This is a genomic window from Pediococcus ethanolidurans (genome assembly GCF_964062635.1).
Lineage (GTDB): Bacteria > Bacillota > Bacilli > Lactobacillales > Lactobacillaceae > Pediococcus > Pediococcus ethanolidurans.
The window spans coordinates 1,628,329-1,652,941 of record NZ_OZ061250.1 but is presented as its reverse complement, the minus strand read 5'-3'; the positions used below and the strand labels follow the sequence as shown (position 1 = coordinate 1,652,941).

Genomic DNA, 24,613 nt, shown 5'->3' with positions numbered 1-24,613 from the left:
ATGGCCTCCTTTTAAAAATACTAAAATTCCAGTAAAAAGGCCATCTCAATCTCAGGCCAAAAAGGTCGAGACTTACGACAGCCTAATAATGAACTATTTTGCAGAGTCTGATCCGCCTTCAACAGTCTTTTTAAGATTTTCTAGAGAATCTGCTGAAACGTCACTTGCTGCGGCACTTTCTTTAGCAGGTGCTGCACTTTCAGCTGCTGGTTGAGCAGCATCTTGATCTTCTCCTTGACGTCCTTCGATAACAGCATCAGCCATTTTGGAAGTAATCAAACGAACGGCACGAATTGCATCGTCATTTGATGGAATAATTACGTCAATTTGGTCAGGGTCTGTGTTTGTATCTACCATAGCAATGATCGGAATGTTCAGCTTACGAGCTTCTTTTACTGCGATTTGCTCTTTACGAGGATCAACAATAAAAATAGCGTCTGGTACGTGAGGCATATCTTCAATACCACCCAAGAACTTTTCCAACTTGTCCTTTTGTTTGTTTAAAAGAGAAACTTCTTTCTTTGGTAAACGTTCAAAAGTACCGTCTTCATTCATCTTTTTAAGATCTTTAAGACGTTTGATACGAGTTTGAATTGTGTTCCAGTTAGTTAAAGTTCCACCTAACCAACGATGGTTAACGTAGAATTGTCCTGCACGTGTAGCTTCTTCTTCAATTGCAGTCTGTGCTTGTTTCTTTGTTCCCACAAACAAAACAACACCATTGTCTGCTGCAATATTTTTCACAAAATTGTATGCAGAATCAATCATTTTGACTGTTTTTTGTAAGTCAATAATGTAAATTCCGTTACGTTCTGTAAAGATGTATGGTTTCATCTTTGGATTCCAACGACGTGTTTGGTGACCAAAATGAACACCAGCTTCGAGCAATTGCTTCATAGAAATTACTGCCATAATAAAAATACCTCCAATAGTTCTTTCCTTCCCAATTTTCAATTGATTTGAGAACTCAATGAGCACTAGTCAAATCATCCAATTGAGTGTGAATTTGGTTTAACACCAGCAATAAGTATACCGAAAATGTGCTTTTAACGCAAGTAATAGTTTCAATTTTGCTAACATCAACACAATAAAAAAGGGTCTACACTTTCTGGTATTGGTGAATAACTAATACCGGTTTTTTGTCTGTTTTGAAAATCAGAAAAATAAAAAAGGACATCTGTCCTCTTTGTGCTACGATTTAATCGCCAAAACAAATCGAAAAGAGGAAATTCAGATGTCCCTAACTAATTCTATCTTATGCTTATTCGAAATAACAGACCCAAACTTAATTGTCACTGGTATTTCTAAAGAACGGTGTTCCACAAACCAACGTATTCATGTCGTCCATGCAACTTTGTCTTATCAACTTTTAAAGTGCCCACATTGTGGCCATAAAAGCTTAATTAAAAACGGAACTCACATGAGTCACCTGCGTTTAGGAACCTTATCCGGTGGTCGTTACGAAATGCATTTAAAACGTCAAAGATACCAATGTAAAGATTGTTCAAAAACCTGTGGTGCTAAAACTAAGTTGGTTAATCGTAACGAAACTTTCACACATAATATCAAACATCAAGTGATCGTTTTGGCACGCGATATGTTGACGAGTAAAGAAATTGCTAAACTTTGTGGAATTTCGCCAAGCAGTGTTCAACGAATCCTAAATGCCAATATTCACTTAGCCTATCGTGTTAAACATCTCCCAGAGAATCTTTGCTTTGATGAATTTCGTTCCTGTAATCACTGGATGTCCTTTAATTGTTGCGATGCCGTTAGTCATCGCCGAATTGTTACTTTAAAAGATCGGCTAAGTAAAGATATCATTGACTACTTTGAAGCTCGTTTTTCGGTTCAAGAACGTGCCCAAGTTCAATCAGTGACGATTGACATGAATGCTGAATATGGCAGCTTCATTCATCGCTTATTTCCCAATGCGGCCACGATTATCGATCGTTTCCATATTATTCAACTGGCTGGGCGTGCCTTAGATAATGAACGCACGCAGACCATTCGTACTATCCAAGATAAGCATTCACGAATTTATCATATTTTAAAATCTCAATGGCGTTTATTTCATCTTGATGAAATAAAAGTTAATGATTCTAAGGCTGTTTATTTACGCGGAATTAACGAGTATATGACGCAACAAAACGCCATTGATTTAGCTCTAGACGCTTTTCCCAGATTTAGATCTGTGTATCAAACCTATCAAGGTATCTTAAGTGCCATACACCAAAAGGATGCTAATGCGTTCCAATCCTTACTTACTAACTACCAACCCACTAGTAATCAAATGGACATAACGATCAACACGTTTATCAAAAATGGTTCAGCCCTTCTAAACAGTTGTCGTTATCCATTTTCCAACGGTCCAATTGAAGGACTTAATCGTAAAATCAAGGCATTAAAGCGTAACTGTTTTGGTTTTCGAAATATTGACAACTTCTTTATCCGGATTAGTTTAATTCATGAGTAAACAAAAAGCACATTCACCGAAGTGAATGTGCCGTTCAAAATCTCCACCAATACGATTTGACAGAGACCCATAAAAAGGAAGTTTACACATCAATCGACGCGTAAACTTCCTTCATTAAACTGAGTTTTCACAAATTAGTCAAAGCTAACTTCATTATCAGCTTTGCCATTTTCGATAAAGCTCTTATTATTATTCAAAGAAATTTGAACCATGTTCTTAACAGCCTTAGTTGTATAGAAAGCTGAATGTGGTGTAATCAAAACGTTGTCACGTGCAAAAAGATTGTTAAATACATCATCGTTAATCTTTTCGCCTTTGTGATCAACATCGAAAATACCAACTTCATTTTCATAAGTATCAAGGCCAGCACCAGCAACTTTTCCGTTGTCGAGAGCACGAATCAATGCATCAGTATCGATTAGAGTTCCACGGGCATAGTTAAGAATGTAAACACCATCCTTCATTTTGCTGAAGGCATCATCATTTAACATATGATAATTATCCTTTAATGCAGGTACATGGAGTGTGATAACATCGGCTTGTGCATAAATTTCATCTAAAGTATCAACATAGATTCCTTCTTTTTCCAATTCTGGATTACGGAAGACATCATAACCGATAACCTTAGCACCAAAGCCCTTGAAAATGTCCATTGCAGCACGACCAATACGGCCAGTACCAATGACACCAACAGTTAATTCGTTGAGTTCTTGAGCAATGTCTGGAGCCCAACGGAAGTCGCCCTTAGCCATTTTGTTTTCAAATCTTGGAATACGGCGTAACAAGGACATCAAACCAGTAACAGATAATTCTGCGATTGCGCTTGGTGAGTATGCAGGAACGTTAGAAACCTTAATGTTGTATTTCTTAACAGATTCAACTGGCACATTATCAACACCAACATTACGTAAGGAGAATGCATGGATTCCAAATTCATCCATCTTCTTAAAGATGCCATCAGTATAAGGTTTTTGTTGATAAGCAACAACCCCATCATAACCCTTAGCTAAATCAATATTGTCCTCAGTTAAAAGGTCTGAAACAGCCTTTACTTCAACGCTATTGTCTTTAACCCATTCATCCAAATATGGTTTTTCATCATCACGAATACCATAAGCAATAATTTTCATTACAAAAATTCCTCCTTAACAAATGTATCTTTAGTATAGCACATCGTTAAAAATTAAAGTAAATTTACTTTTCAGTGTACCTGAACACCATGAGCATTTAGAAACTCTAATTTATTTTCTCGTAATTGATGTTTAAAATGATATTCTGCGCTCAAAGCTGCATGTTTATTATCAAAACTTTCTGAATAAATTAATTTAACCGGTCGTCGTTTCTTCACTCGTGTGTATTTAGCTCCCTTGCCAGCATTATGCGTCGCAACACGTGCACGTAAATCGACTGTAAAACCACCATATAGGGTTCCATCAGCACACAAGAGGACATAAAAAAAGTATTGACGTATTTTATTGGTTTCCATATAAAAGCCTCTTCACTTCATCCGAGTATTCTTTGCCTCTGTATGTGTATAACGGATCCACAAAACGAATACCATCCGGTCGGCCATCTTTTATAGCTTCAATTAACACCATATTAGCTTCACTATGTTGACGCGGATACACTAATCTAATGCGTTTAGGAGCCAATCGATTTTGTTTTAAAGTTTCTAGAATTTCCAAAAAGCGATCCGGACGGTGAACTAAAAACAGTTTGCCATTCATTTTTAGCAACCCTGAAGAAATCGCTAATACTTGGTTTAAATTAGTTTTGATTTCATGCCGAGCAACTGCCAAATAGGCGTTTGGATTTTTTTTACTTTCCACTTGGTTCTTAAAATACGGTGGATTGCAAAGCACGTAATCATAAGTATCTTTTTCAAATTCTTTAAAAGTATCGGCAACATCCAAATTATACATTTTCATTCGCTGTTCGAGATGATTTAATTTGATGCTTCGATTGCCCATATCAGCTAATTTAGATTGTATCTCGATTTGATCAATAAGTCCCTGTGTTTTTTGACTAGCAAACAGGCCAATCGCACCATTACCCGCACATAAATCCATTATTTTGATTTTTGAGGATTTTTTCATTTGTGCAAATGCAGCCAATAAAACAGCATCTAGTGAAAAAGAAAAGACATCTGGGCTTTGGATTATTTTAATATTTTGACTATAAAGTTGATCAATTCTTTCATTCTTTTTTAAAAATTCAGAATCTTTCATTCTATCCCCTTATTCATCACTTGCAACAATTTCAATTTTTGGTCATACTTAAGACATTAATTCAGCATGACAGGAGAAAAGTGCCGTGGTTTATTCATTTTTAAGAATTTTAATACGAGTATTATTATACATTATCAATGGACGTCCTCATTATTTAAATCGGAAAAAGCTTCCTGAAGGATCTTATATTTTGGTAGGCCCACATCGAACCTGGTTTGATCCTATCTATTATGCACTTGCAGCCAGTCCAAAGAAGTTTTCTTTTATGGCCAAAGAAGAACTGTTCAAAAATCCAATTATTCGATGGATTCTAATTCATTGTTACGCTTTTTCAGTAAACAGAAAAAATCCAGGACCTTCAGCAATCAAAATACCTGTGAATATTCTTCGTGAGGGTAAATTATCGATGATCATTTTTCCATCTGGATCACGTCATACACAACATCTAAAAGGTGGTGCCGTGGTCATTGCCAAGATGGCAAATGTGCCAATTATCCCCACTGTGTATCAAGGTCCCCTAACTTTTAAATCACTTTTTTCTAGAAAACGAACAACGGTTGCGTTTGGTGATCCAATTCAAATAGATCGAAAGCAACACATGGATGAAGCAGGTCGTAATGCACTTGATGAACAACTTCAAGGTGCCTTTGACAAATTGGACAAAGAAATTGATCCTAACTTTAAATATGTAGATGTTTCAAAAAAATAAGTGTGGCCAAGAGAATTTAACGTTCTCTGCCTCACCTATTTTTTTGAAATATTTTTAATTACAAGAAAATTATTTATCAAACTGCGTATTTCCCTGCAGCTCGTACATATCATAATACATTCCATGCTTAGCAAGTAACTCATCATGCGTTCCCCGTTCAATAATTCGACCATGTTTCAAAACCAAAATTTGATTTGCATCTTGAATTGTCGATAATCGGTGGGCAATCACTAATGAAGTTCGGCTTTGACTCATTTTCTTTAAACTTCCCTGAATCATGTCCTCGGTTTCCGTATCAATATGGGCTGTAGCTTCATCCAAAATCAAAATTTTGGGATCACTAGCAATCGTGCGCGCAAATGAAATTAATTGACGTTGCCCACCAGAATATTCTGCCCCACGTTCAATCACTTTATTATGATAACCTTTTGGCAGTTCTTCAATAAATTGATCCGCTTGGACAAATTGTGCCGCACGCCGAATGTCATCATCAGTAATATCATCATTATACATACGAATGTTAGAAGCAATATCTCCATAAAATAAAAATGGTTCTTGTAAAACCAAACCAATTTTACGGCGTAATTCCTCTGGTGCATATTCACGAATATCATGACCATCGATCAGAATTTGTCCCGATTGGAATTCATAAAAGCGCATCAATAGATTGATTGTGGAACTTTTACCACTTCCAGTAGATCCAACCAAAGCCACCGTTTCTCCTGGATTAACGGTAAAATCTATGTCGTTTAAAACATCATTTTCGCCATCGTAAGAAAAGGTAACGTGTTTAAATTCAATTTTTCCTTCCGTTATTTTCAAATCAGACTTTACGTTTTGTTTAGGTTGAAAACTTTGATTATCCATGATTCGTAAAATTCGTGTGCTAGCTACCAAACCATCTTGAAAAGTGGAAAGATAATCCATCATGGATGACATTGGATTATAAAAACTATCAATGTAACTAACAAACGCATATATTACACCAGCCGCGACTGGATTTTTGAACGCATCGATACCAAACAGACCCAGTGCAATAACAACTCCTAAAGCATACATTAGATTGATAATTGGATTAAGCAATAAAGAATTCATTCGAATCATCGAAAAACGGGCAAATAAATAATCATTATTTGTTTTTTCAAATTCAGACTCAATTCTTTTTTCTTGACGAAATTGTTGAATGACCCCAATTCCTACTAATGATTCACTAATTTTAGTGTTCAATTGACTTAAGTTTTCCCGCATTCGTCGATAAACAGTTGAACTATATTTTTGATAAAACCAAATAATAAAAACTAAAAATGGTAATAATGCTAATGTTGCCCACGTGATTTTAACATCGGTTGTAAACATTGCAACTAAAGCTGAAGCTATGCCGAAAATACCAACAATTAACGTTAAAAACAAAGTCCAGAAATCTTGTAAACTCATTGTATCGTTTGTTACTCGAGAAACAATTGACCCAGCAGGTGTGGCATCAAAATAGCTCATACCTAGTTTGTGCAATTTTTGGAAAAGTAACACACGAATGCGTTCCAACGTACGTTCAGCACCCATTGCATACAAAAACGTTTGTCCAAATTGGAAAACGGCTTGTAGAATAGCGCCCAAAAAATATAGGCCAGCAAACATAAACATAATTGAAAGAGGTGTCGAACTATGCACTAAATAATGATCCATATAAAATTGAATCAGTCTTGGTAATAAAATATTGATGACACTTACAATTCCTGCAAAAATAATCGCCACAATAAACTGTTTTAAGAAGGGTTTAGTGAAAGGTAGCATTCGTTTGATGGTTTGCATTTGTTCCTTGGTCGTCATTGTATGTGACCAAATTGATTCTTTTTTACTCTGCATTCAAATCACCCTCCTTTTCAATCTTAGTTTCCATTTGTTGACGGCGGAACATATCTTGATACCAACCCTTTTGAGCCATCAATTCTGCATGAGTACCTCTTTGAATAATTTTACCATCATCAAGAACCAAAATTTCATTAGCATTCATGACACTGCTCAATCGATGTGCTGCAATGATAGTCGTTTTATCTTTACGTTCTTGTCGTAATTCTTGTAAAATTGCATGTTCTGTTTCACCATCAACCGCCGACAGCGCATCATCAAGAAGGAGCATTTCGGGATTAATAATTAAAGCTCTGGCAATAGCAAGCCGTTGCCGTTGTCCACCCGACAAAGAAACACCTTGTTCACCGACTTCGGTATCAAACTGATTTGGTTGATCTAATATATCTGCATATAAATCGCTCTTTTTTGCCGCTTCAATGACTGCATCATCTGAAGCCTCAAAATTTCCAAACCGAATATTATTCTTAATTGTATCTGAGAATAAAAAACTTTCTTCCGGCACGTACCCTAAGGATGGTAGATAAGAATTTAGAGCATAGTCTTTAATATTAATGCCACCAACCGAAATTGCCCCTTTATAATCGTCAAACTCCCGCAAAATTAGTTTCATGATGGTTGATTTTCCAGTACCAACTCTACCGACAAGTCCAATCGTATGTCCTGCAGGAAGTGTGAAACGTACGTCTGTTAAACTTCTTTGTTCATCTCCTGGATAGGTAAAACTTTTAATATTAAAATTCAAATCACCGGTGGCACGTTTTTTCAATGCATGTTTATCATCAATGATGCTTGATCTTGCATGTAGTAATAAGTTCACCCGATCATAACTCGCATTTCCACGTTCCATAATGTTAAACAAGTTACCAATTGCAAACATTGGCCAAATTAACATAGTGATATATGAAATGAAGGAAACCAATTGCCCAATATTAATAACATTATGAACTACAAAAGATCCTCCCAAAACGAGTGTAATCATGTATGAAACACCGATCAAAACGGTTGTCATTGGATTAAAAAGTGCATCAAGCATATTAACTTTTCGGTTAATTTGAATCGTTTCATCAACTAACCGCTTAAAATCAGCAATATCTTCCTTATCCTGACCGAGCGATTTGATGACCTTAATCCCCATAATACTTTCCTGTGTTTTATTGTTCAGACGGGAAAAAGCTGCTTGTGATTTACGAAACGCAATATGAATTTTTGTACCTAAATAGCCCGCACTAATTGCTAACAATGGAAATGGAATCATCGCTAATAAAGTGAGTCGCCAATCTACAAGGGTCATCATGGCAATAATGGTTGTAATACCGGTAATAATAGAATCCGCAAACGATAATATTCCGGAACCAGCAACCTGTTGAATCGCCTGAAGATCATTTGTCGCATGTGCCATCAAATCGCCGGTTCGGTGTTCTTGATAAAATGTTTGATCCATTTGCATATAATGCGTAAATAAGCGGCTTCTTAACGTTTTTTCAAGTCTTGCTGCGCCGCCAAAAATTCGTGCACGCCAAATATAGCGAAAAAGATACTGTAAGACCCCCACCGAAGCAAGAATTACTAACGATATCGCTAACGAAACACCAGTTAAATCCTTGGTACTTATTTCTTGAACTAAATTACCAATAATTTTTGGTGGTACAACATTTAAAATAGCAACAAGCAACAAGAATAGTACGCCAATTAAATAATTCCATTTTTCTATTTTAAAAAACCAAGCTAATTTACGAAAAATTGACACGATTTACCCTCCTACTAATTAACTTCTGTTATCTCCTCCAAATTTTGGCAACAAAAAAAGGACAAAAATAATCTTTGTCCTTTATCATTCATAAAATTGTTTGAAACTACTTTTGATGTTTTGCTTGATTCTGCATAGAGTTCATCATTTGATGTAACTTTTTTTGCGATGGTTTTTGTCCCATTTGCAACATCATAGTCCGCAACATTTCTTCATTGATCGGAGGATTATTTTTAAGATAACTTTCCATATATTTACGAGCAGCAAAAAATCCACCGACCGCTCCAAGTAATAATGCAATAATAACGATTACAATCCAAATTCCAGTTGACAAAGTCCTAACCTCCTAACAAATATGTATACTAATTCATAGTACACAAAATTATTCCAAAATAAAAGAGGTAGTCTCGATTTATTTCTTAATACCTCTTATTTTAACATTAATTTTAAATAAGAAAAGATTAAAGTAAAATTATAAAACAAAAATAGAGTCTTTAATCATTTCTTAAACCCTTTTTACGTTGTACTTTTTTGACCTTTTCTGGAGTGACTTCCTTGCCACTCTTATCGAAAACACGCATCATCTCAACTTGGCTTTTAAAACCCTCACGAAATCGTTTCAGATATTTCTGGCGTAATTCTTTACGCTCAATGATTTCAAGATCGGTTAAGCCCTCATTTTTTGCTTTATGTGCCAACTCGTTGATTCGTTGGATTAATTTTTGAAATTCTTTATCTTCTGTCATTTTTTCACTCCCGATTTCTTTATTCATAATACTACACTGTTACACTCATTTTTTCAAAAAATTAAACCGAACATTTGTTTGAATCCACCAAAAAGCTATGTTAAAATGAGAACAAGAAAATGCGAGGTGCCCAATATGTCAAAATCTTCAGAAAGCAAACAAGTCGCTGTACTTCGATACATATATGATAAGGTAAACGAAAAAGGATATCCGCCAACTGTTCGAGAAATTGGCGAAGCAGTCTCTCTTTCATCAACATCCACAGTGCATGGACACATTGAAAGGCTCCAAAAAAAGGGACTCCTACAAAAAGATCCCACAAAACCAAGAGCTTTAGAAATTACCCCTCTTGGCCTTGAGGAACTTGGCGTAAGTGCCACGCCACATAAAATTCCGGTTTTAGGTACTGTGACAGCCGGTGTCCCAATTTTAGCAGTTGAAGAAGCAACCGACTTCTTTCCACTTCCGCCAGAATTTGAACACGAGGATGGCGAACTATTTATGTTGACCATTCGTGGAGAAAGTATGATTCAAGCAGGAATTTTAAATGGCGATCAAGTAATTGTCCGTAAACAAACATCGGCAGATAACGGTGATATTGTCATTGCAATGACTGACGAAAATGAAGCAACTTGTAAAAGATTCTTCAAGGAATCAGATCATATTCGCTTACAACCAGAAAATGACACGATGGCACCTATTATTCTTAAGAATGTTAGCATTCTTGGCCGAGTAGTGGGATTGTATCGCGATCAAATATATTAGATTTAAAACAAAAAGCTCCGCGATAAAAAAATCGCGGAGCTTTTTATTCACGCTATTTTAGTTCTTATCAAAATGGTGAAGTGCTAACCAACGAGCTGTTTGTCGAATATTTTCCTGACCATTTTGAATAGTCCTTTGTGACTCTGGTACTTCGTCATTAATATTTTTGATTAATCTGATATTTTGGGGAAGGTCAACTAAATTTGCAGCCACTTTGCCCGCTAAAATTACAATTTGACAATTTGAATTCCATTTCAAACTAGCTTTTGCGATACCAAAAGGAACCTTGCCACTTTTTGATTGAGTATCAAAAGAACCTTCACCAGTTATTACAAAATCTGCATCTTGGCATAGTTTCTCAAACTGAGCTACTTCTAACATTTTATTAATCCCTGATACAAGTTTAGCATCAAAAAAGGTTTTTAGTCCAAAGCCCAGTCCACCAGCACTGCCAGTTCCCCAATCATTAGTATAATCAGTACCCAGATCTCGTTTCACAATTCTCGATAATTGAGCCAAATTATTTTCTAATTTTATTATCATATTGGGGGTGGCTCCTTTTTGAGGTCCAAATATTTTGGAAGCACCATTTTCCCCTAACAAGGGATTAGCAACATCGTTAAACACTAAAATCCGTGGTAAAGAACTTAAATTCTGTGGTTTTTCAATTTTCGTTAATTGTGCCAACCCCTGATTACCAGAAGCAACTGGTCTATCTTGATCATTAAAAAAGTGATAACCAAGTGCAGTTGCCGCACCAACTCCGCCATCATTAGTAGCACTACCACCAACACCCAGAAAAATTTCTTTAGGTTTATATTTTAAACAAGCTTGAATTAATTGACCAGTACCAAAGGTAGACGTTTTTAACGGATTTAGTTCTTCTGGTTTTAAATGTTCTATACCACTTGCCGAAGCCATGTCGATCACAGCTATTCTTCGCGTTGTGTTAATTCCAAATTGAGCATCTATGGGACGTCCCAACGCATCTTTGACCTGAACTTTATGAATAGTACCGCCTAATTGAGTCATCAGAACAGACATGGTACCCTCACCACCATCCGCCATTGGCAAAGGAATACAATTTAAATGACTGTCTATTGATTTTAAACCATTAATTATTTGATCGGTTGCCTGTTTTGCAGTCATACTATTTTTGAAAGAATCAGGAGCTACAATAATTTTCATCGAAAGACCTTCATTTAAAATGTTTTTTTATTTTATTAGCACGAATAAACTGAATTGGAACACAGTTTGTTGCCTCAACAACTGTATTATACTGAATTAATGAGGCTTTGTAACGATCCTGATCATTAATTTGCAGAATTTCAACTACCAATTTTGTTCTTAAGATATTGATAATCTTTCCAATAAAAGGAAAATCTAAATCATCACATTTTCGACATTTTATTAACATTCCTACTTTGAATTTAGTCAGCATTTTTATCGCCACCAATTATTAATATATATTCATGATAACAATTAGTTTTGTGTGTAAACAACAAATATGGCTCGTATTCATATTGTAGTTTTGCTTGGTTTGCGTGATAATTAAAGAAAATGATCAGTAAGGGGAATTTATATGTTATTTTTGTTCATTATGGCAATCAGTGCACTTATTTTATCCATACTTCGACTAAGTATGGTGATTCAAAACAGCGAACGTTTATTTTCACCAATTCTATTCACCGTGGTTTGTTTGGGATTAATTATCTATAGTGGATTTAATTTACCTTTTTGGCAAAAATCAAAATCTAGTACACAAAACACAACATCCACTTCTATACAATCAAAAGCAAATTCTTCTAAGAGTTTTTCTAGTACTTTTTCCAGTGCCGGTAAAAATGCTTTTCCAGATGAAACAACAAAGCAGAAAAAAGCTGCTCAGTCTGTCAAAGAAAACAACATTTTGAAATCTTTACAAAAAAACTATACAGGAACGGGTACAGTTAGTTTCAACAAATCAGACAAGGCATTCTATGTAAAACCAACCAATAAACAGTTTGTGAGTTCCTTAAAGTCCTTAGTCAAAACACCGTCAAACGCTAAGGCTGCTAATTTTGATCAGATAGCCACTAATTTCAAAAAACTTTCGCTATCTATCAAAAAGAATTTAGGCAGTAATTATTCTGTATCCCTAATGAATCCAAATGATAATTCCAAGCCAGTTTTGACCGCTAAAGATGGCACAATTACTTACAACTATTTTAAATAATTAAAAAAGATCAATCTGATAAAAATTGTCAGATTGATTTTTTTAACGACTTCGATACTGTCTTTGTTGATTTTTTTGACCGCTTAAATAGAATTTGGCATCGTCTGCCTGGTAGTCCGTTTCAAAGTCTGCATTAGTCAGTGGCATTTGTGAAGCAAACATCTTTTCGTAGACGGGAATTTCTAATTCTTCTCGTTGTGACAAGATTTTAGTGATTATTGGTATATTTAAAGCATCTTTAAAATTCGGTTGAACAGTCGTCACATAGAACTCGCCTTCTGCTCCAGATCCATAACTAAACAGACCGATTTTTTGACCAGCATTCAAACTTTCACTATTAATCAATAATGACAACAGACTCAAATAAAGCGAACCGGTATAAAGATTTCCCACTTCCCGATTAAACATTCGTGAATACTCAAACTCTCGTAATAATTGATTTGCATGTATTTCACTGGTTTTCGATAAAATAGCTCTTAAGGCTTTTAAACCCATTTTTGTATAGGGAAGATGAAACACAATTGCTTGTAACTCAGAAATCTTTAAATTGGTTTGTTTTTGATATTGCGTAAAGGTTCGTTGAAAAAAATCAATGTACTGTTGTGATGAATACTTACCGTCAACTAGTGCTTGAGTTTCATATAAAGGTCGCCAAAAGTCCATAATGTCTGCCACATAATGAGCCGACCCTTCTTCAATGCTTAAAATTGCAGGATTAGCACTAATAATCACCGCCATGGCACCACCACCTTGAGTGGGCTCTCCCGGAGTATGCAAACCATACCGGGCAATATCTGCACCAATCACTAACACCTGACTGTCTGCATGCGCTAATACATGATCTTTTGCCAATTGAACACCAGCCGTCATAGCATAACACGCTTGTTTTAGTTCCACACTTTGAACTGTATTGGGTAATTTCAGTAGGTGTTGAAGATAAATTGCCGCCGACTTAGAATTGTCGATACCAGATTCAGTACCAAACAAAATAAGATCAATTTTTTGACGATTATCATCATCAATAATTTGATCGGCTGCATTAGCCGCCATGGTTACCGCATCCTGCGAGTTTGGAATCACTGCCTGCTTGCGTTGACCAATTCCAATTAGATATTTGTTAGGATCTTCATTTCGTGTACGAGCCAATTTAGCCATGTCTACATACCATTTTGGTGTATAAAATCCAATTCTATCTATTCCAACTTTCACGTTCATTTACCCTCCGCCATTTTTCTGTAAACATAAAACTTTTGTATTTATTTTAACATATAAAAAGATTCCGCTTTGAATCTGATATCAGACATTTAAAAAAGCTTAAATTAGTGATTCACATATATAAAGCGTTTACTTCGACTTTTTTCCTTAAAAAACTTACGAGAAGAAAAAATTTATGCTAGTGTAATCACTTGTCTGATAAAAAAGTAAAGGAGTTTTTAATTATGTCGGAAAGTTCTGCGAATAATACCGCCGCTCCATCAGCGGCAGTCCCCGTCAAACATCCCATGCTTGCCATGATGGGCATGTTGATTGGTGGTTTTGTCGGAATGCTAAGTGAAACCTCACTTAACATTGCTTTACCAAGCCTGATGGTTAAGCTAAACGTTAGTGTTGGTACCGTTCAATGGTTAGTAACTGGTTACATGTTAATCATTGGGATTGTACTACCACTTTCAAGTTTACTTACCAAATGGTTTTCAACACGTCAACTTATCATCTTTGGATTAGTTGATTTTATGGTTGGTGCTATTATTTCAGCTATTGCACCAAGTTTCACTGTTTTACTAATTGGTCGTATGATTCAAGGAATCGCCACTGGTCTGGTGTTACCATTGATGTTTACGGTCGCAACCTTAATTTTTCCGCCCTATAAGTTAGGTACGGCAATGGGATTAATTGGTTTAGTAATTATGTTTGCCCCAGCAATTGGCCCGACTTTATCAGGGATAATTTTAGGAGTCCTTTCCTGGCGCTGGATTTTTTGGTTGTTTGTGCCATTTTTGTTGATTGGTACTTTTTTTGCCATCAAATATCTACCAAACGTCAATAAGCTCACCAAACCAAGAATTGACGTTTTTTCAATCTTATTATCAACAATCGGTTTTGGTGGTTTGGTCACGGCAGTCAGCATGGCAAGTAATTATGGTTGGGGTTCAGCCACCGTGTTGATTACCTTAGTTGTTTCACTGCTAGTACTTGTTGCTTATATCTATCGACAATTACACTCTAATGCACCAATTTTAAACTTTCATGTTTTTGAACGTCCCAACTTCAGAATTGGTGCCATTCTGGTTATGTTAGATTTTGGCATTATTCTTTCTTCAATGTACTTATTACCAATGTTTTGGCAAAACGGTCTCGCTATTGCTGTTGCATTAACTGGGGTTGTTATGTTACCTGGCGGTGTTGTGAATGCAATATTCTCAGCAATTTCAGGGCGAATTTATGACCGTTTTGGTGCCCGTTTGTTAGCATTACTGGGCTTTTTAATTGTGATTATCGGTGTCGTCATGTTACTATTTACGACTTCCCATTCAGCCGTTTGGTACGTTATTTTGGCCCATATTGTAATCATGATTGGCGCCCCATTAGCCATGTCACCAACGCAAACGTTTGGTTTAAATGCTTTGGACGCGCATACTGCTGGCGATGGAAGTACAATTATGAATACCTTTCAACAAATTATTGGTGCAATTTCGACTGCAGTTGCCACAAGTTTGCTTGGTCTTGGACAACATGCCTCTTCAGCACCTTTAAATTCACAAAACGCCTTTACAAATGGCGTTCATTTCGGTTTGCTTTTCCCATTGATACTGGCTATCGTTGCATTTTTACTTTCGTTCACTATTAATGATAAAACCGAAACTAAATAGAAAAATGCGTTTATTTACAAAAAACTATAAAGTGCCTCACAATCATTAGACTATTTGTCTAACAATTATGAGGCACTTTATTTTGAATAAATGTTTTTATTAATTTTGATAATGATAGTACATAATTTTTAGACCGTCCAAAACGACTGTCGAAACCAAAACAACCACTATAATCAATAAGACAAAGTTTAAAGACACTTTAAACTGTCTAAATTTCCCAATGATTCAATAAAATCTGCTAAAATATACATGAAAGACCTGTATCCTTTCCTTTAATCTCCGTCGATTAAAAGGCTACAGGTCTTTTTCTCTATATTCAACTCAAAATGAATATTCCTAGAATTTTATTGACAATCTAGGAAAACCTTACACTAACAAATTAAGGCGCCAAGGCTGACAGCCATGATCCCAATAACCAAGGAAAACAGGATATATTCAACCGCCATCCGATAGCGACGTTCCTGAAGTAAAACCATTGTTTCAAGACTCATTGTAGAGAACGTAGACAGGCCACCACAAAAACCGATGGCCATGATCGCATACCAATTACTACTCTCTAAAGTAGTTGCTGCTAAAAAACCTATCACAAAACATGCCAAAATGTTAATTATCAGTGTTCCAAATGGAAAATAGGAAGGTATCCGTTTTTTAATAATTTTTGTTAATTCATATCTGGTAATAGCACCGACACTTGCCCCTACCCCAACCAAACTAACGGTCATCATTTGGCATCCTCCTTTTGTGGATATATCTTTTCACCAAATTTGATTCCCATCCAACCACCAATTATGCCGCTCAGAATACTTGCCGTGAGATAAACAAAGCTCAACAGATAATGATGATTTACTAATAATTTAAATATTTCTAACGAAAATGAGGAGAAAGTTGTGAACGCACCAATTAATCCAGTTCCCAGCCCCAAAGTTAATCTTTGCGAGACTCGTTCATTTAAACTCCAAGTGGTGGTTAACAAGGCTAATAAAAAGCTGCCCAGAACATTAATTAAAAAAGTGGCAATCGGGAAATTACTCAATGAAGGAATTAGTTGATCAAGTTCATATCGCAAGATACCACCTATAAAAGCAAACACACCAATAATTAGTTCATCCATTAAACTGCCTCTTTTCTACTTTACTGCAAAACATAACTTCAAGTTTGTCAAACATTTTTGTTTATGAAAAGGTTGAAAGCTTTCATAAGTATTTCATAGAATGTCGTTTCTTGTGGTAAAAATCAGGCGCAGAATGGCAGTTAGATTATCTTTCTGGACATTAAGTCGTGTAGCAGTAGTTATTGAAATAATTTTGATATTTTCAATCTTTAGTTAATTCGCGATTAATTCTAGTTAACAAAATGGAGCTAGTATAAATTATGGACAGCTTTTGGTAGAATATCTTTATCAAGATTGGAGATATCCTATATGGCCACTAAATATGATATTGATTTTAAGAAGATGATTGTGTCTCTTTATCAAAATGGGGAAAAGGTAAAAGATCTTACTAGCGAATATGGTATTTCAGATAAAAACATTTATGCTTGGATTAAACGTTATTCTAAAGATAAGCAAACTGGCATCAGCCAGGATGAATATCTCAAACTGAAAAAAGCTTATCAAAAGATTCAAGAGGAAAATGAAATCTTAAAAAAAGTCTTGACCATATTCGCAAAAAATTAGCTTCAGACTCAATCATTACCGCAGCTCACCAGGCAGCTAAGAATCACAATATAAGTGATGTTTGTCACGCCCTTAAGATCCCACGTTCTACTTTTTATAAAAATTCTATTTGTCATGTATCGAATCAAGAAAAGCGCCGCAAACGCTTTAAAAAATTGATTAAAGAAATTTATTTTGCTTCTGGACGTCGTTACGGAGCACCTAAAATTGCTAAAAAGCTGCAACATTGTGGTGAAAAAGTTTCTGAAAAATTTATTGGCAATTTAATGCATGAATTAGGATTGTGCTCCATCATTCGAAAAAAGTATACTTGGCATCCAAAGAAACAAAAAATTGAAGAACGGGAAAATATTATTGATCGTGATTTTTCAACTAAATCAATTAATCAAAAATGGGCAACAGACATAACTTATATTCACACCTTGCATGATGGTTGGCTGTATCTCTCATCAATTCTTGATTTGCACACGAAAAAAATTATTTCATGGAATCTTAGTTTAAACATGACTAATGAACTAGTTCTAAAAACTCTTAACCGGGCAATTATTAAATATAAGCCAAGTAATCTGATTGTTCATACAGATCTAGGATCTCAATATACAAGTAACGAGTTTGAATCAAGGCTTAAAGAGCTTAAAATCAAACATTCTTTCAGCCATAAAGGCTGTCCATACGATAATGCAGGTATAGAATCATTTCATGCGACCTTAAAGAAAGAAGATGTTTACCCACAAAAAGACAAATACAAAGATTTTAAATCAGCTAGAATCCAGCTTTTCAAATATATTGAAGGCTTTTACAATAGTCGCAGAATTCATGGAGCCCTTAATTTTATTACACCAAATGAGGCAGAACGACGAGCTCTAAGTGGAAGTATTTAAGTTGTGTTTTTGTGTGGAAGCAATTTATTGCTTCCTGCCAAATTAACAATACCATTCGTTAATAAGTCAAGGCCGCTGGAAGCGCCTCGCAGAGGTTTGCCTTGAGATTATTAACGAATGGTGTTACTGAATTAAAAATATATCAAAAAAGAAATTCTATGAAAAAGTGTCCACGTTCTTGACAGAAATCCAAAAAGATCGAAATCAACGATAGAATACATTATTTTAAAAATATGCATTCTTGAAAATTGTTTTAAAACAACTACCTGAATCGGGCTTATTCATTGTCTTTTCTCAACGAAATCGTTTTGCCAAACGCTTAAATTTTTGGTATACTGTTTTAGTACTTTGGAGAGTTGGCAGAGTGGTAATGCACCGGACTCGAAATCCGGCGAACCGGCTAATACCGGCGCGCAGGTTCAAATCCTGTACTCTCCTTTGACTAAACCTGATATCGTTCTATGTTGGCTTAATTGCTGATGTAGAACGATTTTTGTTTATTTTGTGACCGTATTAAACTTGTGTTAGCTGGTAAAGTATAGTTAAGAACCTTTCCCAAAACGATGGCAGATAATTTTTAACTATAATAATGTAATTTTAAAACACCAATATGTAACTATTGACATTACATGATAAAAGCTTATACTACAAGTAATAATAAAAGTTACATTACTGGAGATGATGAAATTGCGATTAAATACACGATTTGCAGATGCGATCCATACACTATCGTTGATTTATGTTCGCAGCGATCAAAATATAAACAGTACACAGATTGCTGGTAGCGTTAATACTAACCCAGTTGTCATTAGACGATTAATTGCTGACCTAAAAAAAGCAAATTTAGTTGCCACATCACAAGGAAAAGCAAAGATAGAACTAGTTAAAACACCGAATAAAATCACATTATTGGAAATATATGAGGCAGTCGATAATGGTCATCTACTCAATGTTGATACTAATACAAATCTTAACTGCATAATTGGTGGAAATATTCAATCGGTTCTCAGCGATTACTATAAGGAGCTAGAATCAAATGTAAAACAACAACTGGCAAAGAAAACTTTAGCTGATATGATCGATAAAATTTTAACCAATGCTAGAACAAAGGAGAAAAATAAAAATGAACAATAAAGAGATAGCTTTGAATATGTTGAAAAGTAATACTGATGTATTGTCAATTGCACGAGTTATTGAAGACGGTAATTTTGTTGCCTTTCATTTACTTGCCAAAAAGGATGATGCCACAAATGTTGTTGCGTTTGCGGTCTTTGAGATTGAAAACGAAACAGTTAAACAAACGCTGCATACTGAAGCACCTTATTTGAATCAACCAACACCTTCTGGTCATACCCAGTTAGATGGTCCAACAGCGATTGACAAAACTTTTGACACAGCAGCCACGAAAAAAATCGTGATCGACACCATTAATGCTACTTTAATGGGTGGCCCACACATGGACCATGTTCGTGATTATATGGGAGACCACTATATTCAACACCATATTGGTGTTCCTGATGGCTTAGATGTTGTGATCAAGGGTGTAGCAATGTTAAAGAAAGCTGGTAAGGAATCAATTTACACTAAGATTAATTATGTGATTGCTGAAGGTAATTTTGCTTTGACTATTTCGAACGGTCACGCCGGTGGGGTTCAAAAAACTTATTATGATTTATTCCGGGTCGAGAATGATCACATTGTCGAACATTGGGATATTGTAAATCCAGTATAGGTGGAATAATTTAACAATATAAAAAACTTCTCCAACAATTGTAGTTAGAGAAGCTTTTTTGTACTTCAAATATAAGCATTTTTGTTGTAGCTATTGTTGTGAATTACAGTAATGTATAATTAAACACCATGATTTAACTTGATAGAAAATTCCTGTTACACTGCCTTTCAAGTCTTAGAACGTCTTATTTTCTTTACACTTCTAATAAAATTTGTTAGTGTAAGGTTTTCCTAGATGGTCAATAAAATTCTAGGAATATTCATTTTGAGTTGAATATATAGAAAAAGACCTGTAGCCTTTTAATCGACGAAGATTAAAGGAAAGGATACAGGTCTTTCATGTATATTTTAGCAGATTTTATTGAATCATTGGGAAATTTAGACAGTTTATTTGATTTAGAGGAGCAGGTAATTCTTCATCTTAGGAAGTCATTCCAGCTGGTTGTAGCTGAATATCTGAGGCAATTAGATGAAACGCTCGTTCCATCAATTCCGGCGGAAAATACATTCATTAATCGACAGGCTAGAACAATTGAGTTTATGTTTGGGGCCGTTAATTTTGAAAGAAGATGTTATCTTCGACCAAATGGAAGCTATTACTTCCCGTTGGATGAACAGCTTCAGTTGGAAGAAAGAAAAAGAATTTCACCTTATTTTAAAAGTGTCGTTGCCAAAATTGGGCAAACGACAACGATGAGAAATACGGCAGCGATGATCAATCTGGCCAGTCAGACGGATATTAGTGCTTGGTCAGTAGACCGAATTATCAGAGACATGGCAGATACCGTGAAGACAGAAGAAAAATCGTCCGAAAAGAAAATAGTTAAGAGACGAAAAGTTGAGAACTTAGTGGTTGAAGGCGATGCCTTTGAGATACACAAAATTAATCGACGAAGACAGGACGTCCACCATTACATTGTTTTTGAATCAGGTTTAGATGGAACAAGATCAAACAAAGTTGAATTCGTTGGTATCAATCAAAAAAAGGTTCAAAAACGAGTAACTGACTACATTGAGAAGTATTATAGAATCAGTGAAATGACCGTGTTTACAGCAAGTGATGGTGGCCCAGGGTATAATCCGGAAAGTATGCGAGAAATAGTTCCGAGTGCTCAAAGAGTTGAATTTACTATCGATCGGTATCACTTTGTCAAAAAGATTAAACAAACCTTTGGTTTATTTAATCCATTGGTTGAAAAAGGCCGTTAAGAGCGTTAGCTTGTATGATCAGAATCAGTTAAACGTTATTTTAGATACGTTTGAGTCGCAAATTAAAACTGATAAGGAGCTTGAGAGCCTAAGAACCCTAAGGCAATATTTGGCAAGAAATTGGCAGTTTATAAAGTCTCCACACGATCGTGGCTTCATGAAGATCGGCAAATTAGGATCCATTGAAAGCTCACACAGAGCGTATACGTATCGGATGAAAAAGCAAGGTAAAGTATGGTCCGAAAAAGGCCTTGAAGCTATGTTGAAATTAATTGAAGCTCGGGTAAACGGTAAGCTGAATAAATACTTACGTGGTGGTTTAAGAAAGTTACAAGAGATAAGGATGGAGATAGCGACGGAACCATTGAAGACGTTGAGTTCAGCCCAGCTGAGCAGCAAGCACCATTCTAAGCATATTGGCGTTCTTGCAGGTAAAATACCAGTTGATGCCCCAACAAGTAGCCCCATCGGAGCAATAGCAAAAATATTTTCAAACTAAGAATTATGTATAAATATTTGGTTGATTATAAGGTACCTAGGAAAACTTGACACATACTAAAATTTTATTGAATGTACAATCAATTAACTATATGTATTAAAGTTATTCTGTTTTTTTACACTAGAATCCTTATTCTAAATCAATTACTTTTCAAAGAACATTTATTTTTAAAGAAATTCTATCACTTCTTTAAATTGCAAATACTATTAATTGCCATCAAACCAATAATGCGCGTAAAATGAGAATGGACTTAGGATGAAAGTGTGGACACGATTTGATAGAATTTCTACTAGAGAGGATCGTGTCTTATGAGCAAAAGAAAGAGATATTCTGTCGAATTCAAGAAAATGATCGTTCAGCTGTATGAAAGCGGGACATCAGTCACTGATCTTACCAGCGAATATGGGATTGCCAGTGCCACCATTTATAAATGGAATGATTTGTACAAGAAAGATAATGATACCGGGGTCTCCAAGGCCGACTTATTAGAAATGCAGGCAAGAATTACCAAGCTGGAAAGTGAAAACGATATCCTAAAAAAAGCATTAACCATATTCGCAAAAAAGTAAGCATCAAAGATTGGCAGTCAGCTATTAAAGTAACGGCATCAGCGCATAGCGTTAAAGAAGTCTGTCAGACGTTGCACTTATGTCGATCAACCTACTATCAGTACCAGCACCAGACTAAGCCCGAACAGTTTAAGCGGCGCCAAGTTTTATACCAGCAAATCCGACGCATCTACTTTGATCATCGGCGGGTTTATGGCGCTCCTAAAGTTCACGAGGAACTTTTACGTGAGGGCTATCATGCCAGTTTGAAGCTGGTTCAAAAGCTGATGCGACACCTAGGCCTCCGGTCAATTGTCGTCAAAAAGTGGCGCTATGAGCACAACAACTATATTGACCAAATGACCTACCCTAATTTGTTAAAACAAGACTTTAAAGCTGTCAAACCTAATCAAAAATGGGCTGCTGATATTACCTATATTCCGACCAAAACTGATGGGTGGTGCTATCTGGCAATCATCATGGACTTGTATTCTCGCAAAATTATCGCTCATAAATTAAGCCGACACATGACAACCGAGTTGGTTGTCAACGTACTTAATCAAGCTTGTGAAACTAGAACTGTCAAGGCTGGTTTGATTCTGCATACTGATTTGGGCAGCCAGTATCGAAGTACTGCCCTTGAAACAGCATTGAAGCAACACGCTATCCGGCACTCTTACAGTAAACGTGGCTATCCGTATGACAATTCTGTGGTGGAGTCATTTCATGCCAGCTTCAAGAAGGAGGAGGTTTACCAACGGACTTACAAAGACTATCATGAAGCCAATTTGGCTCAATTTAGTTACATTGAAGGATTTTATAATTCTCGGCGGATCATTAGTGCCGATGGCTATTTAACTCCAGATGAAAAGGAACAATTAGTCAGTTAGAAATTCTACGTAATCGTGTCTAAAAACTTGACTCAGATCCAGAACCATAAATATGACTATAGGAGAATAAAATGTATCAGTTACTAACAGATTCAGCCGTTGACCTACCTTATCAACTTCTTGCGGATAATGATGTGAAATTTATCTCCATGCACGTGACAATTGTTGGGAAAGAATCTATCGATGATCTAGAACATAACTTTAATTTACCAAAATTTTATCAACAAATTGCAAACGGCGTGATGCCTTCAACCACACAAATTAATATCGGACAATTTATTGAATTTTTTAAACCTTTTGTGAAGGCCAATGTACCTATCTTGTATCTTGGCTTTTCTTCTGGCTTAAGTGGCACCTTCAACAATGCGCAACAGGCTAAAAGAATGCTAGTTCATGCCTATCCGGAAGCAAAAATCGTCCTTGTGGATTCTTTAGCAGCGTGTTGTGGACAAGGTCTCATGCTGTTAGATGCAATTGACAAGAAAAAAGCAGGCATGAAAATTGACCAACTTGCGGATTGGTTAACCGAGAATCGTCTATATTATCATCAATGGTTTACCGTAAATGATCTCAATTATCTGTATCATGGTGGTCGTGTTTCGCGGACATCTGCAACTGTGGGTTCTCTTTTACAAATTAAACCAGTTATGGACGTGGATACTTTTGGCCACTTACGGCCAGTTAAGAAAGTACGCACGCGGCGACGGTCACTTGAGGCACTAACTTCAAATACCGTGAGAGATCTAAAAAACACTGTAAATCCTCGAATTCTGATCGCAACTAGTGATGATAATAAGGCAGCTAGGACAGTGCAAACACAAATTCTTCGACATGTTCCAAATGCACAAATCTCACTGGAACACATCGGCCCCACAATTGCTAGCCATACCGGTCTAGGGTGCGTGGCAGTCTTTTCATTTGGAAAAACTAAACGTAAATAAAAATGCTACCTAAGTTCAGTGAGGTAGCATTTTTCATTCAAATTTATTTTCTTGTGTTGTCCTTACTTAGCCAGTCTCGATTTAGTCGCCCTTTTCCAGTATAGTTAGTATTTATCTTTTGCGCATCTAGACCGCTATCTTTAAAAAGTTTTCGCATTTCTTCAGCCATATCGGTCTGCCAATTGGGGTTACTTCTTCTTTGATGGGAATACTTTTGACCAATTTCACGTTGTTTCTTTCGGAAATCTCGTAAATCAACATTGGAAAACTCTAAATACTTATCCTGATTTGCCGGTGAGAGTTGAGTAACCTCTTCCAGATCAGAATGATCATCCCGATTAAAAACGAATGAAATTAGCGGCAAAGTTAAATAGCACCATAAAGCCCAATTTGGCTCGAAATATGCCAAAATTAAAACAGCCACGTTAATCATACCCAAAGAGTTGCTATGATTCAGATAAATCTTATTAAATATTTTCTTGATGTCGCTCGTATCACTGTATTTTTGGGAGAGTATAAAATAGTTTGTGTAAATAAATAAAATCCTATTGAAAAGGGAATCCCTTCCCCGTATGATTAAATCGTCAAACCAAACCAAAACGGAGGGATTCCCC

Annotated in this window: 26 protein-coding genes, 1 tRNA gene and 1 pseudogene; 14 read left to right on the top strand and 14 right to left on the bottom strand. The window is 36.0% G+C overall.

Features of this window, described 5'->3' with window-relative positions; all coding sequences use genetic code 11:
* Positions 1-93: 93 nt before the first annotated feature.
* Positions 94-912 carry a 30S ribosomal protein S2 gene (rpsB, locus tag AB3219_RS08195; RefSeq protein ID WP_057806176.1) on the bottom strand — a complete coding sequence of 273 codons (819 nt, stop codon included), beginning with the start codon at positions 910-912 and terminating at the stop codon, positions 94-96.
* A gap of 322 nt (positions 913-1,234) precedes the next feature.
* Between rpsB and AB3219_RS08190 the strand changes: the two genes are divergently transcribed.
* Positions 1,235-2,476 (top strand): ISL3 family transposase, encoded by a 1,242-nt coding sequence (locus AB3219_RS08190; protein ID WP_063697918.1) that lies wholly within the window; start codon positions 1,235-1,237, stop codon positions 2,474-2,476.
* A 134-nt stretch (positions 2,477-2,610) separates the two neighbouring features.
* Here the strand turns inward: AB3219_RS08190 and AB3219_RS08185 are convergent, their stop codons facing one another.
* The 3 genes from AB3219_RS08185 to AB3219_RS08175 form a co-directional block, all read right to left on the bottom strand.
* Positions 2,611-3,606 (bottom strand): D-2-hydroxyacid dehydrogenase, encoded by a 996-nt coding sequence (locus AB3219_RS08185; protein WP_057806758.1) that lies wholly within the window; start codon positions 3,604-3,606, stop codon positions 2,611-2,613.
* Positions 3,607-3,677: 71 nt separating this feature from the next.
* Complete coding sequence (locus AB3219_RS08180; RefSeq protein WP_057806761.1) at positions 3,678-3,962, bottom strand: GIY-YIG nuclease family protein; 285 nt, start codon at positions 3,960-3,962, stop codon at positions 3,678-3,680.
* A complete protein-coding gene (locus AB3219_RS08175) occupies positions 3,949-4,704 on the bottom strand; it encodes a tRNA1(Val) (adenine(37)-N6)-methyltransferase (protein ID WP_216754102.1) in 756 nt (251 codons plus the stop codon). The genes AB3219_RS08180 and AB3219_RS08175 overlap by 14 nt, the downstream gene beginning before the upstream one ends.
* A gap of 85 nt (positions 4,705-4,789) precedes the next feature.
* Between AB3219_RS08175 and AB3219_RS08170 the strand changes: the two genes are divergently transcribed.
* Positions 4,790-5,413 (top strand): lysophospholipid acyltransferase family protein, encoded by a 624-nt coding sequence (locus tag AB3219_RS08170; RefSeq protein ID WP_367369395.1) that lies wholly within the window; start codon positions 4,790-4,792, stop codon positions 5,411-5,413.
* A 69-nt stretch (positions 5,414-5,482) separates the two neighbouring features.
* Here the strand turns inward: AB3219_RS08170 and AB3219_RS08165 are convergent, their stop codons facing one another.
* The 4 genes from AB3219_RS08165 to AB3219_RS08150 form a co-directional block, all read right to left on the bottom strand.
* The gene (locus AB3219_RS08165; protein ID WP_216754103.1) at positions 5,483-7,276 is read right to left on the bottom strand and encodes an ABC transporter ATP-binding protein; all 1,794 of its coding nucleotides are present in this window, start codon (positions 7,274-7,276) and stop codon (positions 5,483-5,485) included.
* Positions 7,266-9,029, bottom strand: coding sequence for an ABC transporter ATP-binding protein (locus AB3219_RS08160; protein WP_260365434.1), 1,764 nt, complete (start codon positions 9,027-9,029; stop codon positions 7,266-7,268). The genes AB3219_RS08165 and AB3219_RS08160 overlap by 11 nt, the downstream gene beginning before the upstream one ends.
* 106 nt (positions 9,030-9,135) lie before the next feature.
* Positions 9,136-9,363 (bottom strand): YneF family protein, encoded by a 228-nt coding sequence (locus tag AB3219_RS08155; RefSeq protein ID WP_057782644.1) that lies wholly within the window; start codon positions 9,361-9,363, stop codon positions 9,136-9,138.
* 160 nt (positions 9,364-9,523) lie between these two features.
* Positions 9,524-9,775 carry a DUF896 domain-containing protein gene (locus AB3219_RS08150; protein WP_177159944.1) on the bottom strand — a complete coding sequence of 84 codons (252 nt, stop codon included), beginning with the start codon at positions 9,773-9,775 and terminating at the stop codon, positions 9,524-9,526.
* 135 nt (positions 9,776-9,910) lie between these two features.
* On the opposite strand from AB3219_RS08150, the gene lexA reads away from it, so the two are divergent.
* A complete protein-coding gene (lexA, locus tag AB3219_RS08145; protein ID WP_057806773.1) occupies positions 9,911-10,540 on the top strand; it encodes a transcriptional repressor LexA in 630 nt (209 codons plus the stop codon).
* Positions 10,541-10,597: 57 nt separating this feature from the next.
* Here the strand turns inward: lexA and AB3219_RS08140 are convergent, their stop codons facing one another.
* Positions 10,598-11,728, bottom strand: a complete 1,131-nt coding sequence (locus AB3219_RS08140) for a glycerate kinase (protein ID WP_216754600.1) — start codon at positions 11,726-11,728, stop codon at positions 10,598-10,600.
* A 10-nt stretch (positions 11,729-11,738) separates the two neighbouring features.
* Positions 11,739-11,981 carry a hypothetical protein gene (locus AB3219_RS08135; RefSeq protein WP_216754601.1) on the bottom strand — a complete coding sequence of 81 codons (243 nt, stop codon included), beginning with the start codon at positions 11,979-11,981 and terminating at the stop codon, positions 11,739-11,741.
* A 141-nt stretch (positions 11,982-12,122) separates the two neighbouring features.
* On the opposite strand from AB3219_RS08135, the gene AB3219_RS08130 reads away from it, so the two are divergent.
* Positions 12,123-12,755 carry a hypothetical protein gene (locus AB3219_RS08130; RefSeq protein WP_367369394.1) on the top strand — a complete coding sequence of 211 codons (633 nt, stop codon included), beginning with the start codon at positions 12,123-12,125 and terminating at the stop codon, positions 12,753-12,755.
* Between the two features lie 42 nt (positions 12,756-12,797).
* Here the strand turns inward: AB3219_RS08130 and AB3219_RS08125 are convergent, their stop codons facing one another.
* Positions 12,798-13,964 carry a hydroxymethylglutaryl-CoA synthase gene (locus tag AB3219_RS08125; RefSeq protein WP_216754606.1) on the bottom strand — a complete coding sequence of 389 codons (1,167 nt, stop codon included), beginning with the start codon at positions 13,962-13,964 and terminating at the stop codon, positions 12,798-12,800.
* A 230-nt stretch (positions 13,965-14,194) separates the two neighbouring features.
* On the opposite strand from AB3219_RS08125, the gene AB3219_RS08120 reads away from it, so the two are divergent.
* Entirely contained in the window at positions 14,195-15,625 is a 1,431-nt protein-coding gene (locus AB3219_RS08120; RefSeq protein ID WP_216763102.1) for a DHA2 family efflux MFS transporter permease subunit, read from the top strand.
* 371 nt (positions 15,626-15,996) lie between these two features.
* On the opposite strand, the gene crcB is transcribed toward AB3219_RS08120, so the two are convergent.
* Entirely contained in the window at positions 15,997-16,350 is a 354-nt protein-coding gene (gene crcB, locus AB3219_RS08115; protein WP_216754604.1) for a fluoride efflux transporter CrcB, read from the bottom strand.
* Entirely contained in the window at positions 16,347-16,736 is a 390-nt protein-coding gene (locus AB3219_RS08110) for a CrcB family protein (protein WP_263749729.1), read from the bottom strand. The genes crcB and AB3219_RS08110 overlap by 4 nt, the downstream gene beginning before the upstream one ends.
* A 309-nt stretch (positions 16,737-17,045) precedes the next feature.
* On the opposite strand from AB3219_RS08110, the gene AB3219_RS08105 reads away from it, so the two are divergent.
* The 9 genes and pseudogenes from AB3219_RS08105 to AB3219_RS08065 all read left to right on the top strand — a co-directional run bounded on the left by AB3219_RS08105 (position 17,046) and on the right by AB3219_RS08065 (position 23,999).
* Positions 17,046-17,300, top strand: coding sequence for a transposase (locus AB3219_RS08105; protein WP_216754758.1), 255 nt, complete (start codon positions 17,046-17,048; stop codon positions 17,298-17,300).
* Entirely contained in the window at positions 17,285-18,181 is an 897-nt protein-coding gene (locus AB3219_RS08100; protein ID WP_311735503.1) for an IS3 family transposase, read from the top strand. The genes AB3219_RS08105 and AB3219_RS08100 overlap by 16 nt, the downstream gene beginning before the upstream one ends.
* Before the next feature lie 350 nt (positions 18,182-18,531).
* A tRNA-Ser gene (locus AB3219_RS08095) sits at positions 18,532-18,619 on the top strand.
* A 249-nt stretch (positions 18,620-18,868) separates the two neighbouring features.
* Positions 18,869-19,315 (top strand): Rrf2 family transcriptional regulator, encoded by a 447-nt coding sequence (locus AB3219_RS08090; protein ID WP_216754692.1) that lies wholly within the window; start codon positions 18,869-18,871, stop codon positions 19,313-19,315.
* Positions 19,305-19,913, top strand: a complete 609-nt coding sequence (locus AB3219_RS08085) for a hypothetical protein (RefSeq protein ID WP_216754693.1) — start codon at positions 19,305-19,307, stop codon at positions 19,911-19,913. The genes AB3219_RS08090 and AB3219_RS08085 overlap by 11 nt, the downstream gene beginning before the upstream one ends.
* A gap of 338 nt (positions 19,914-20,251) precedes the next feature.
* Positions 20,252-21,620: pseudogene (locus tag AB3219_RS08080) on the top strand (ISLre2 family transposase).
* A gap of 308 nt (positions 21,621-21,928) precedes the next feature.
* Entirely contained in the window at positions 21,929-22,189 is a 261-nt protein-coding gene (locus AB3219_RS08075; protein ID WP_034529615.1) for a transposase, read from the top strand.
* Positions 22,165-23,058, top strand: a complete 894-nt coding sequence (locus tag AB3219_RS08070) for an IS3 family transposase (protein ID WP_318528878.1) — start codon at positions 22,165-22,167, stop codon at positions 23,056-23,058. Before AB3219_RS08075 ends, AB3219_RS08070 begins: the two co-directional genes overlap by 25 nt.
* A 71-nt stretch (positions 23,059-23,129) precedes the next feature.
* Positions 23,130-23,999 carry a DegV family protein gene (locus tag AB3219_RS08065; RefSeq protein WP_260365555.1) on the top strand — a complete coding sequence of 290 codons (870 nt, stop codon included), beginning with the start codon at positions 23,130-23,132 and terminating at the stop codon, positions 23,997-23,999.
* A gap of 43 nt (positions 24,000-24,042) precedes the next feature.
* Here AB3219_RS08065 and AB3219_RS08060 read toward each other — a convergent pair whose 3' ends face one another.
* Entirely contained in the window at positions 24,043-24,432 is a 390-nt protein-coding gene (locus AB3219_RS08060) for a hypothetical protein (RefSeq protein WP_367369393.1), read from the bottom strand.
* Between the last annotated feature and the right edge of the window lie 181 nt (positions 24,433-24,613).

Coding starts and splice junctions, on each gene's coding strand:
- rpsB (WP_057806176.1), bottom strand. CDS start 912: ATGGCAGTAATTTCTATGAAGCAATTGCTCGAAGCTGGTGTTCATTTT.
- AB3219_RS08190 (WP_063697918.1), top strand. CDS start 1,235: ATGTCCCTAACTAATTCTATCTTATGCTTATTCGAAATAACAGACCCA.
- AB3219_RS08185 (WP_057806758.1), bottom strand. CDS start 3,606: ATGAAAATTATTGCTTATGGTATTCGTGATGATGAAAAACCATATTTG.
- AB3219_RS08180 (WP_057806761.1), bottom strand. CDS start 3,962: ATGGAAACCAATAAAATACGTCAATACTTTTTTTATGTCCTCTTGTGT.
- AB3219_RS08175 (WP_216754102.1), bottom strand. CDS start 4,704: ATGAAAGATTCTGAATTTTTAAAAAAGAATGAAAGAATTGATCAACTT.
- AB3219_RS08165 (WP_216754103.1), bottom strand. CDS start 7,276: ATGCAGAGTAAAAAAGAATCAATTTGGTCACATACAATGACGACCAAG.
- AB3219_RS08150 (WP_177159944.1), bottom strand. CDS start 9,775: ATGACAGAAGATAAAGAATTTCAAAAATTAATCCAACGAATCAACGAG.
- lexA (WP_057806773.1), top strand. CDS start 9,911: ATGTCAAAATCTTCAGAAAGCAAACAAGTCGCTGTACTTCGATACATA.
- AB3219_RS08140 (WP_216754600.1), bottom strand. CDS start 11,728: ATGAAAATTATTGTAGCTCCTGATTCTTTCAAAAATAGTATGACTGCA.
- AB3219_RS08135 (WP_216754601.1), bottom strand. CDS start 11,981: ATGCTGACTAAATTCAAAGTAGGAATGTTAATAAAATGTCGAAAATGT.
- AB3219_RS08130 (WP_367369394.1), top strand. CDS start 12,123: ATGTTATTTTTGTTCATTATGGCAATCAGTGCACTTATTTTATCCATA.
- AB3219_RS08120 (WP_216763102.1), top strand. CDS start 14,195: ATGTCGGAAAGTTCTGCGAATAATACCGCCGCTCCATCAGCGGCAGTC.
- crcB (WP_216754604.1), bottom strand. CDS start 16,350: ATGATGACCGTTAGTTTGGTTGGGGTAGGGGCAAGTGTCGGTGCTATT.
- AB3219_RS08110 (WP_263749729.1), bottom strand. CDS start 16,736: ATGGATGAACTAATTATTGGTGTGTTTGCTTTTATAGGTGGTATCTTG.
- AB3219_RS08105 (WP_216754758.1), top strand. CDS start 17,046: ATGGCCACTAAATATGATATTGATTTTAAGAAGATGATTGTGTCTCTT.
- AB3219_RS08085 (WP_216754693.1), top strand. CDS start 19,305: ATGAACAATAAAGAGATAGCTTTGAATATGTTGAAAAGTAATACTGAT.
- AB3219_RS08075 (WP_034529615.1), top strand. CDS start 21,929: ATGAGCAAAAGAAAGAGATATTCTGTCGAATTCAAGAAAATGATCGTT.
- AB3219_RS08065 (WP_260365555.1), top strand. CDS start 23,130: ATGTATCAGTTACTAACAGATTCAGCCGTTGACCTACCTTATCAACTT.
- AB3219_RS08060 (WP_367369393.1), bottom strand. CDS start 24,432: ATGATTAACGTGGCTGTTTTAATTTTGGCATATTTCGAGCCAAATTGG.